General features: G+C 68.3%; 9 protein-coding genes and 1 tRNA gene. 5 read left to right on the forward strand and 5 right to left on the reverse strand.

Translation table 11 applies throughout. The features are described 5' to 3' along the window. Nucleotides 1-62: 62 nt before the first annotated feature. The 3 genes from Q9G87_RS55185 to Q9G87_RS55195 all read right to left on the reverse strand — a co-directional run bounded on the left by Q9G87_RS55185 (nt 63) and on the right by Q9G87_RS55195 (nt 3,834). The gene (locus Q9G87_RS55185) at nt 63-1,199 is read right to left on the reverse strand and encodes an FAD-dependent oxidoreductase (RefSeq protein WP_305924716.1); all 1,137 of its coding nucleotides are present in this window, start codon (nt 1,197-1,199) and stop codon (nt 63-65) included. 110 nt (nt 1,200-1,309) lie between these two features. Next, nucleotides 1,310-1,945 carry a response regulator gene (locus Q9G87_RS55190; RefSeq protein ID WP_305924717.1) on the reverse strand — a complete coding sequence of 212 codons (636 nt, stop codon included), beginning with the start codon at nt 1,943-1,945 and terminating at the stop codon, nt 1,310-1,312. Then, entirely contained in the window at nt 1,933-3,834 is a 1,902-nt protein-coding gene (locus Q9G87_RS55195; RefSeq protein ID WP_305924727.1) for a sensor histidine kinase, read from the reverse strand. Before Q9G87_RS55195 ends, Q9G87_RS55190 begins: the two co-directional genes overlap by 13 nt. Nucleotides 3,835-4,001: 167 nt before the next feature. Here Q9G87_RS55195 and Q9G87_RS55200 point away from each other — a divergent pair, with 167 nt between their 5' ends. Both Q9G87_RS55200 and Q9G87_RS55205 read left to right on the forward strand, forming a co-directional pair. After that, nucleotides 4,002-4,319 carry a hypothetical protein gene (locus Q9G87_RS55200; RefSeq protein ID WP_305924718.1) on the forward strand — a complete coding sequence of 106 codons (318 nt, stop codon included), beginning with the start codon at nt 4,002-4,004 and terminating at the stop codon, nt 4,317-4,319. A 210-nt stretch (nt 4,320-4,529) separates the two neighbouring features. Next, nucleotides 4,530-4,603, forward strand: a tRNA-Ile gene (locus Q9G87_RS55205). On the opposite strand, the gene Q9G87_RS55210 is transcribed toward Q9G87_RS55205, so the two are convergent. Then, nucleotides 4,601-6,250: a tyrosine-type recombinase/integrase gene (locus tag Q9G87_RS55210; protein WP_305924719.1), complete on the reverse strand. Its 1,650-nt coding sequence runs from the start codon at nt 6,248-6,250 to the stop codon at nt 4,601-4,603. The two genes, Q9G87_RS55205 and Q9G87_RS55210, sit on opposite strands and share 3 nt — an antisense overlap. Before the next feature lie 7 nt (nt 6,251-6,257). Continuing rightward, nucleotides 6,258-7,295, reverse strand: a complete 1,038-nt coding sequence (locus Q9G87_RS55215) for a helix-turn-helix domain-containing protein (RefSeq protein ID WP_305924720.1) — start codon at nt 7,293-7,295, stop codon at nt 6,258-6,260. Between the two features lie 171 nt (nt 7,296-7,466). Between Q9G87_RS55215 and Q9G87_RS55220 the strand changes: the two genes are divergently transcribed. The 3 genes from Q9G87_RS55220 to Q9G87_RS55230 all read left to right on the forward strand — a co-directional run bounded on the left by Q9G87_RS55220 (nt 7,467) and on the right by Q9G87_RS55230 (nt 10,316). Further along, the gene (locus Q9G87_RS55220; protein ID WP_305924721.1) at nt 7,467-7,721 is read left to right on the forward strand and encodes a DNA-binding protein; all 255 of its coding nucleotides are present in this window, start codon (nt 7,467-7,469) and stop codon (nt 7,719-7,721) included. 313 nt (nt 7,722-8,034) lie between these two features. Then, nucleotides 8,035-8,241 carry a hypothetical protein gene (locus Q9G87_RS55225; RefSeq protein WP_305924722.1) on the forward strand — a complete coding sequence of 69 codons (207 nt, stop codon included), beginning with the start codon at nt 8,035-8,037 and terminating at the stop codon, nt 8,239-8,241. Between the two features lie 152 nt (nt 8,242-8,393). After that, complete coding sequence (locus tag Q9G87_RS55230; protein WP_305924723.1) at nt 8,394-10,316, forward strand: DUF3987 domain-containing protein; 1,923 nt, start codon at nt 8,394-8,396, stop codon at nt 10,314-10,316. Nucleotides 10,317-10,485: the final 169 nt, after the last annotated feature.

The following is a 10,485-nucleotide window of genomic DNA, read 5'->3' on the forward strand; positions in this document are numbered from 1 at the left end:
CTCCCGTTGAGCAGCCGGTGAGGCCGGGACGCTGACTACGTCCCGGCCTCGCCATGCGTCACCTAGATCCGGTTGCTGAGGGCGCGCAGCAGAAGTCCGAACCCACGGGTGGCAAGCCGCGGCGGTGTGGCGCCGTTCAGCCGGATGAGGTGCTCGCTCTGCATCACCGTGCGCGGGCCGGACACCGCGAGCGCGTGCGAGGCCACCGTGGAGGCCAGGGCCGCCCGCCGCCTCCGCCTGGAGGAGTACACGCCGACGACCGCCCGCGGATCGGGCACGGCGCCCAGGCACTCCACCAGCGTCGCCACGTCCTCGAGCGCCTGGTTCGTGCCGTGCGCCATGACGGGCGGCATCCCGTGCGCCGCGTCCCCGAGCAGCACGCACCGCCCGTCGCCCCAGCGGCGCGGCACCTGGTGCCGGGTGTGCGGGAACACCTCGGCGTCACCGTCCCCCAGCGACGCCAGCATCTGCTCGACCGGCGCACCCCAGCCCGCGAACCGGCGGCGGAGCATCTCCAGCGGCTTGTCCTCCGGCGGCGGGCCCGGCGACCAGGGCACGTCGAAGAACCACTGCATGAGCCCGTCGCCCGCGCCCATGTACCCGAAGTCGCCCTGCCGGCCGACCATCAACGTCGTGGTCGACCCGGGATCGAACGGGGCCGGCGTCAGGCCCTGCCAGACCGCCGCACCGGTCAGAGCCGCCTGGCCACCTCCCAGCACGAGAGCGCGCACCCGCGAGTGCACACCGTCGGCCCCGACCAGGAAGTCACCGCTGAACTCCTGACCTGTTTCCGTCCGCACCCGTACGCCGTCCCCGTCGGCGTGCAGCTCCCCCACCCGCGCACCGAACCTCACGGTCCCCTCCGGCAACCCGCTCTCCAGGAGGGTGATCAGCGACCCGCGCGGGATCACCCGCGCCGCCGACCCGAACCGCTGCGCCAGCGCCTCCAGGTCGAACTCCAGCACGCGGCGACCGCGCGCGGTCCGCAGGCATAACGTCGTCAGCCGCTGCCCCACCCCGTCCAGGCCCACGCCCAGATCTGCCAGGATCGCCGTGCCGTTGCACCACAACGTGATGGCCCCACCCCCGAGGCGCAACTCCTGCGCCTGTTCCAGCACCACCACCTCGTGCCCCGCGGCGATCAACCCCCGCGCTGCCGCGAGCCCGCTGATCCCCGCCCCCACCACCAGCACCCGCACCGCCGCCCCCCTTAGCTCTACAATAAGTAGTACTACTAGTTATAGAGCATCGGGCCGATCATCCTCAAGATCCCGGCAAGCGCCCGGCTGGTCAGGCGGCGACGCGACGATCAGAGGGACTTCAAGTACGTGAGAACCGCCAGAATGCGACGATTGCTCTCCGCCGAGTCCGGCAAGTTCAGCTTCTGGAAGATCGATCGCATGTGCGCCTCCACCGTGCGCTCGGCGATGACCAGGCGGGCGGCGATGGCGGTGTTGGAGTGTCCCTCGGCGACGAGGGCGAGAACGTCGTGCTCGCGCTCGGACAGGCGCGCGATCTGCGTGTTCCGGGCGTTGATCAGCGCCGCCACCACCTCGGGATCGAGCGCCGAGCCGCCTGCGGCGACCCTGGCGAGGGCGGACAGGAAGTCGTCGACGTGCAGCACCCGGTCCTTGAGCAGATATCCGAATGCTCCGGTGCTCACCAGCGGGACCGAGTTGGTGGTCTCGATGTGCTGGGACAGCAGCAGCATGGGGAAATCGGGCAGCTCCCGCCGAAGAAGCCGGGCGGCCTGCACTCCGTCGTCACTCATCGTCGGCGGCATCCGCACATCGATGACCGCGATGTCGGGCCGGTGCCCGCGTACCGCGTCGACCAGGGCCTGGGCGTCCCCGACGGCGGCGACGACCTCGTGACCCGCGTCTTGGAGCAGCCGGACGATCCCCTCCCGGAACAGCGCCGAATCCTCCGCCACTATGACGCGCATGGCATCTCCGCCTCGATCGTGGTGCCCTCGTGCGGCGCGCTGATCACCGAGAGCGTTCCGCCGATCGCGCTGACACGATCGCGCAGGGTGGTCAGGGACGCCGGGGACGGCGTGAAGCCGACGCCGTCGTCGGTGACGGCGATGTGCAGGCAATCCCCGGCCTGGCGCACGCTTACGCGGATGCCGGTCGCCTCGGCGTGTTTCAGCACGTTGGTCATGGCCTCGGCCACCAGGAAGTACGCGGTGGCGGTCACGACGTCGCTCGTCACCACCGTGCCGGCGCGCAGGTCGACGGGCAGCGCGCACTGGGCGGCGAGCCTGCGCAGGGCGGCGGTGAGCCCGTCGTCGAGACTGGCGGGGCGCAGGCCGTGGGCCAGCCTACGGAGCTCGCCGACGGTGTCCTCCAGCCGGTCCACCGCCAGGTCCAGCTCGAGGGAGAGCGGGTCGGCAGGGTCGAGACGCCGCTGGGCGGCCCGTAATTGCATGCCGACCGCCAGCAGGTGCTGCTGGGCGCCGTCGTGCAGGTCGCGTTCCAGCCGCTTGCGCTCGGCCACGGCGGCTGAGACCAGACGCCGCCGGCTCTCCGACACCTCCGCCAGAACCCTGCGCAGGCCCAGCCGCAACCGGCTCACCTCGATCGGCAACCCGGCCGCCGACACCGCGAGGCGGACCCGCCTGAGCTGACGAGCCGACGCGCGGCCCAGGACCACCACGCCGATCTCGGCATCGGCGGTCCGCAACGGCAGCGTGGTCCGGTCCGCGGGCACCTCGGCGTCGGCCCCCCAGATGTCCACGTACCCGCCGCGCTCGGCCTCGGTGAGCAGCAGGACCAGCCCGGGGTCGCCGGCGAGCGCGCGCAGCGCCTCCTGCACCGACTCCGGCTCCGCCGTGCCGTCCCGTACCCGGTCGACGAAGTCGGCGATGCCGGCGAGGATCACCGTACGGTCCCGGTCGAAAACCCGTCCGGTGGCGTCGTGCACCCGCCGGAACACCGGCATGAGGATCAACGCGGCCACGAACACCGCCCCGTACCCGCCCAGCGGCGAGTCACGGCCGAAGAAGGAGCCGAGCACGACGGCGGACGCGGCGAACACGCCCGCCGCGATGATCGCGGTCAGCACCCATGCCGCGGAGTCGCCGAGGATCCTGTCGATCTCGAACAGGTCATGGCGCAGTACGGCCACGGCCACCGCGGCGGGGACGAGCACCACGATCCCGATCAGGAAGCCGCCGTACGCGGCGGGTCCCGCCCAGCCGAGCGCGGTGATCGCCCAACTGGCCACCATGAGCACCACCACCAGCACGGCGGCCAGGACGAGCCATCTGGTCTGCGCGCGTACCCGCTCGTCACCGCGGCGGTAACGCACCACCACGGAGCTCACGCTGGCGACCGACACGACGAGCAACACCGCGAGCGCGGCCACCATCAGCGGCATCCAGATACCCTCCGGCACCGCCAGCGGTGAGCGGGCCACCGGCGGCGGGTCGTAATGGTTCATGGTCACCACCATCGCCGCCGTCACACCGGCCGCCGACAGGGGCATCGCGGCCGCCGCCACCCGCCACCGTCGTCCCGGGAGCAGCCCGTCAGGAAAGACCAGTAGCAGGAGGAGAAACCCCACCACCTGCCACGACCAGATCACCGCCCCCCACCACGAGTGGCGGCCCCATTCCTCCAGCGCGGGCACGGCCAGCATCGAGACCGCCACCCCCGCGAGCGCCCCCGGCACAGGACTGGCCGGCGCCCGTAAGGCGATCAACCAGCCGAGTCCCAGCGGCACCAGCCCGAGCAGATAGACGGCGAACGCCCAGCCCTCGGCGGCCGCCCAGGCCAGCGCGGTCCACGCGCCGGCGCACGCGATCGTCGCCACCACCATCCACCAGCGCATGCGGCTCACCGCGACATTCTCCTGCGCGAGCGCCACCCTGGCATCAGTGCCAACACGTACCGGCCTGCCCGGCACGACATCCAGCGCTGCCCTCGATGCGCGCCCAGGACCGATCCACCGACAGTGGATGCGTCCCGAACACCTCCGAACAACAAGGAGAGAACACCATGGTCGCCATCATCGTCGTCCTGCTGGCCCTGCCGATCGGTTTGCTGATCCGCAACCGGCTCGGCGCCTACCTGGCGTTCGCCGTCGTCTTCGCCCAGGTCTACACCTTCCAGACGGGACTCCTGGTCATGGAGTGGACCAACGGCGCGACCGCGGCCTTCCCGCGCAGCACCTCGCCGGAACTGCTCGACAGCAGCATCGGATACCTGGCCTTCACCTCGGTGGTCTACCTCGTGGGGTTCGGGCTGGTGACGCTCGGTCACTGGCTGCGCAGCCGACGCCACCACAACGCCGAGGAAGTACGGCTGGACCGCTGACCGACACCCTCTCTTTGCGCGTGCACTCGACCTGAAAGAGCCGCGGATACGATCGACTGAGGGTCCGCTGACGTTGCGGAGCGTGGAATGATGTCCGGGGGACCTTGTCTCCCGTCCGGCGGGGCACCAGAACGGGATCGAAATGCTCTAGCCTTAGCCATGCACGAGGCCGGGCATGACACCCTGCCGCGCTGCACACAACTGAATCCAGGGGCGGTAGCTCAGCCGGTCAGAGCATCGGACTCATAATCCGTGGGTCGTGGGTTCAAGTCCCACCCGCCCTACTCTCCCACTCCAGGCTGTACCTGGGGGTTCCTTGATCCCGCCAAGTCGGCGGGTCGGCGGTCTCCCAGATGGGAGACCGTAGGGAGACCGCCAGTTTGGGACGCCTCCCCCACGGCGACCGCCCGAGGCACCAGAACGGCACTCGCTTCGGCCGCTTCCCGCGCCACTTCCGGCAGCACCGTCGTGTAAAGATCGGCTGTGATCGACACGCTCGAGTGCCGCAGCATCGCCGACGTCGTCTTCATGTCGTTGCCGGCCGCCAGGGACAGTGTGGCCGCGCCGTGGCGAAGGTCGTGCAGCCGGATCGGCGGCAGTCCGGCCGCGAACGCCAACCGCTCGAAGTGCTCACTGACCCAGTCAGGCGTCAACTCGCTGCCGTCCTCGCGCGTGAAGATCCGGCCGGTGTCCGTCCACGCCGATCCCCACGCCAGCCGCTCCTCGTTCTGCCGGGCCTTGTGGGCCCGCAGGACGGCGACCGTGACCTTGTCCAGCGCGACCACCGCGTCCGACGACTCTGTCTTCGGCGATCCCTCCTTCACCTCCCGGCCGACGTTGGTGAGCTGCTTGGCCGTGGCCAGTAGACCTTCGTCCAACTCGCCGTCGATCCAGCGCGCACCGCACGCCTCGCCACGACGCAGGCCTCGGAACGCGATCAGGTGATACAGGGCGTACAGCCGGTCAGGCGCCGCATAGTCGAGGAAGGTACCGAGCTGAACTGGCGTCCACACCATAACCGGCGACGGCCGCGGCGTCGCCAGCCACACCTTGAACCTCTCCAGCGACTTCTTCGCCTGAACCGGGGCGGCCCGCTCAGCGGCAAGACGCTTCTCGTACGCGACGCTGAACGCCTCCACCCGCGCCTTCGTCCAGACCACCCCCTTAGCCTTCTTCCCCGCGTCCAGCTTCACCAGCTCGGCGGCGTTAAAGGTGACGACGTGCTCCCGTTTCGCGGAGGCCAGCACCGTGCGGATCGTCGCCCTGATCCGCTGCTTGGTCACTGGCCCGGTCGGCCGCTTCCCGCGCACCGACGCCCGGACCTGCGGATCGTCGGAGGCGCGTGCGGCGAGCAAGGCCTCGTTCTTCTCATCGATCCGGGTGAATACCTGCTCGACCACAGGCACGAACAGCCGGTCCAAGCGCACGTCGGCGAGAACATCGCGGATATGCGTCTGCCAGTGTGAGACGTAGCTAAGTAGCGTGCTCTCCCGGATGTCCTTGAGCTTGCGACGCCGTTCCACCCAGTCGTCCCAATACTCTCCGAACGTGATCGACTGGAGCGGTTGCCCGGCCTTGAACTTCCGGCGGAGTTCCTCATAGTCGGGCAGCGGCGCCTGCTTCTTGTGCGCGGCCCGGATCATAACCAGGATCTCCATCCGCGCCTCATGCCCCCCAGAGCCGGCGTCGGGAATGTCGAGCAACCGTCCTGCCTGCTGGTAGCCCTCGATGAGGTCAGTCTCCGTCGCAAACCCGCCGAGTCGGAGGTAGATGCGCTTCCCGTCGGGCCCGGCCGGAACTTCTTCCTTGCCGTACCATCTGCCATGGTTGGGGTTCCACGAGCCGTCCTTGCGGCGCAGTTTGGGGCACTTCGCGCCGAGCTCGCGGCCGTCCTCGCGGCACTTGCATCGTTTGAACCCGTTGCCGTTCATCTGCGACTTATCTCAGTCCTATCTCGCGGTAAATGCCGCCGATCTTCTTGGCCTCTGCGTAGTCCTCTGGGGTTGCTCCCAGTTGAGCGGCCAGTTCTTCCTGCTCTTGCCTGGTTTCGCGGCCTTTCCAATGCAGTCCGATCCGGGCTGCCAGGCTTTCGAGGTAGTCCAATCGGTCCTGGGGCTCGCGGTCGATGATCTGCTGGAGCCGCTTGTCGATCTCGGCTACAACCCCGTCTGTGGAATGCGGCTCCCCTCGCTCGTAGGAGTCGATGACAGGGATGGCCACTTCGATCATCCCCGCGCGGACCAGGACATCCGCAAAGTCCAGGGCCAACTCCGGCACCGCCCGCACCTGGCTGGCAGGGATTCTTCTGTCGAACAGGTCGCGCAGGCGTAGGAGGTCGGCCACGATGCTGTGGCGCCAGCGAAGGTCTTGCGTTGGCGGAGTTAGGTCCCTGCCGCTGCCCATCGTCTGCAGACTCCGTTCGAGCACGTCGTAGGCGGCGGTCACGTCCCGCCATGGGTCCGCGGCGAGCCATGCCTCGATCGCCTTGTTGGATCTGTCCGCGTCAACTCTCCTCGTACTCAAGAACTCCTTGTAGGCCGCCTGGTTGTCTTGCTGGCTGAGGCGGTGGCGCAAGCGCGCCCAGGCGAGGATGAACCGCGCATACTGCTCCCGGGCATCGCGTCCTTCCTGGGTGACGGTCCGGCTCAGGTTGTACAGGTCGCGCCCTTCGGCGCCTTCGGAAGGCAGGGGAAGTTCCTCTAGCGGAATTCCAAACACTTGGGCCATGGCGATCGCCTCATCAACGCTGATTGCTCGACGGCTTCCGTCTGGTTTGGAGTTGACGATCTTCGAGATCGCCGACTGGTGCGTCGGACAGCCGGCATTTGTCAGTTCCTGGGCCATGCGGTCCTGAGACCAGCCGCGCCGACGCATCTCCCAGGCAAGTCTCAGAGCGACGTTCTCCTCACTGAGCCTGCGAGGATCGCGGTCGGCCCGTTCGTCCGCGGTCCGTTTGTCGGACTCTTCGTCACCCATTGATGCACCCCAACCTCATCCCGATGGGATTGGACGCTACTCGTACTGGGGTTGCACGTCCACCGAAAGCCGTGTCATCCTGATTCACATCGAAGTCTCATCCCTTTTGGATGACACTGCCTGGCACAGTTCGACACGGCAAGGCGACCCCTTCCTTAGGAGGAATGCGCTATGGCTCAAGCCCTGACCATCGAGGAGTTACTCGCCCTCCCCGCTACGGTCGATCTTCCAACGGCGGGAAGGGCCTTCGGTATTGGCCGGACCAAAGCACACGAACTCGCCCGAAGCGGCACGTTCCCCTGCCACGTTCTCCGCATCGGCAGCACCTACCGCGTCGGCCGGGCCGCCATCCTCCGCGCTCTCGACATCGACGACCCTGCATTCACCCTCACAACACCCACCCAAGTGATCGACATCGCGTCCTGAGCCAGGGACCCGTTCGCGCCCACCGACCCGCTCACTGATCCATCACTCACAAGGAGCAGGAGCCGCATGCAGCCACCGACACCACCGACGCTGCCGTTGTTAGCGCTACAAAGAAAGGAGGACAAGGTGAAGATCGCCTGAAGTGCCTGCCGCACGAGGGGCAGCTCTGTGGCCCATCTGCGGCGCGTGTTCATCGTGGGGCATTGCGCCCGCCTCTGGCGGCGATGAGGACCTCGGTAGCAGAGGGCAGAGGCCGTGAGCACGTGATCGCCGTCTGCGACTCCGAGGGCCTGGTCGCTCGTTGCAACGCCAAGTGCTACCAGACCACGAGGCCGACCGCCACGGCATCTGCTTCGGAAGCAACCACGGTACCGACCTGCAGCGGGCGGTGGCCTACACCCAAACCCACGCCGACGCGTGGGTGGAACATGCCCACGGCGGCGTCTGGCGCTTCGAGCGAGCCGAGCTCGGCGCGACCGTCTTCCAACCCGCCTCGTTCGACGCCCCGCCGCTTCCTTAGGCCCAGGGCTTCGTACCGCCAACAACCGCAATCACTACCCGGCCGCCAAGGGCGGCTGCCCGGCTAGAAGGGGAACAACCGGCGTGAGCAGCAGGTCCCGGCCCCCACTCCGCATCGTCCCCGCCTTCGACGCGGACCTTGACTTCACCCAGGTGCCGCCGCACAACATCGAGGCCGAACAAGCCGTGCTCGGAACCGTCATGCTCGCAGAACACATGCTGGCCGGGCTGCGACCGCTGGTGGACGAGAATGTCTTCTACCGTCCCGCACACGCCCTGATCTGGCAGACCATCACCGGGCTGGCCGACCGGAGCGCTCCTTACGATGTCATCGCTGTCGCCGACGCTCTTGGCACAGACCTGCATGCGGTGGGTGGCGGTACCTACCTGCACACGCTGATCGCCGCCGTGACGACCACGGCCAACGCCAGCTACCACGTCCGGCGACTGCGCGAGTTGGCCTACGCCCGCCGTGTGATGGAGACCGGCGCGCATCTCATGCAGCTCGGCAAGCACGCCCCCGACTTGGACGACGCCGGGGATCTCCGCAGCCGGGTGACCGCTGCCTGTGCCGCGATCATGGCTCCGGATGTGCGCGGCTGGCCTGAGCCCACGCCGCTGTCGACTATTGGCGAACTGCCCACTTTTCCGCTGTGGTCGCTCCCTGGCTGGTTAAGCGACTACTGCGGCGCATTGGCCGAGGTCACCCAGACCCCACCCGATCTTTCCGGCTGCCTGGCCCTCGCGGTGCTGGCAGTGGCTGCCGCCGGACGCGTCTGGGTCCGGGCACCCACCTGGACCGAACCCACCAACCTGTTCACCGTCATTGTGCTACCGCCCGGTAGCCGCAAGTCGGAAGTGTTCGCGCAGATGACGGCGCCTATCCGGACGGCCGAGTCCCATCTGGTCGAATGCGCCCAACCGGCCATCGTCGAAGCCCAATTGGCCCGCCGAATCGCCGAAACCGAGGCGGAGAAGACCGCCAAGGCCGCCGCCGCAGCCGACCCGCTGCAGCATGCCGACGCGTTGGCCGAAGCCTCCGCCGCCGCCTTAGCCCTTGAGAGGATCACTGTGCCAGCCGAGCCGGTGCTGTTCACCGCCGACGCCACCGTGGAGAAACTCGCCTCCTGCCTGGCCGAGCAAGGAGGCCGCTTCGCCGTCCTCGCACCTGAGGGCAAGATCTTCTCCATCTTGGCCGGGCGTTACTCCAAGACCCCAGACCTTCAGGTGTTCCTATCCGGCCACGCCGGCGAGGAGATGCGTATCGACCGCATCGGCCGCGCCAGCGAGCGCATCGAGGCCGCCACCCTCACCCTCGGAGTGTGCGTCCAGCCCGGCGTCCTGGCCCGGCTTGGCGACACCCCCGAATTCCGCGAACAAGGTCTGCTGGGACGGATCCTGTACTCGTTGCCAGCGTCCCTGCTCGGCTACCGCAAGGAGAACCCCGCCCCTATCCCCGCCCCCGTCGAGCAGGCATACACCGCTCACATGACCACGCTGCTGATCTCCCTCTACGGCCTCAACGACGGTACCGCCAGCCAAGAGCGCCCTCGGCATACGCTGACTTTCACTCCCGATGCCCAAGAAACAATCATCCGGCTACTGGCCGAGATCGAGCCTCGCTTTCGACCCGGCGGCGACCTGCACCACATGACCGATTGGAGCGGCAAACTCGTCGGCGCCACCGTACGCATCGCCGCCCTGCTGCACCTGGCTGCCCACCTCAAGGACGGCTGGGGCCGGCCCATCACCGCCGATACCTTCGCCGCCGCCTGCCAGATCGGAGACTACTTCACCCGCCACGCCCAAGCGGCCTACGACGCCATCGGCGCTGACCCGGCCGTCGCCGACGCTCGCGCCCTGCTGGAGTGGGCCCGCCGCACCGCCACCAGCCGCTTCACCGCCCGCGAGGTCTTGTCCCGTCTGCGTCGCTTCAAAACCGTGGCTGACCTCGAACCCGCCCTCCGAGTGTTGGAAGCCCACGGCTGGCTGCGCCGCCTCCCCACGGCTGCTCCCACAGGGCGGGGCCGCCCAGCCAACCCCACCTACGAACTCCACCCCCGGGCCACCCCATGACGCCATCCCGTCCCTCGCCCAGCGTCACCATCAGTCGGTCCCGCGGTAGGTGTCAAGTCAAGTGCGACAGGGACTCTGCCGAGATGATCGCTAGGCAGCCTCCTGCGCGGGCGTGGATGCGCTGTTCTGGTCTTCTTCGGGCTGGTTGATGTAGGCGACCGTTGGGATC

Origin of the sequence: Nonomuraea turcica, assembly GCF_030718205.1 — a bacterium.
Classification (GTDB): domain Bacteria; phylum Actinomycetota; class Actinomycetes; order Streptosporangiales; family Streptosporangiaceae; genus Nonomuraea.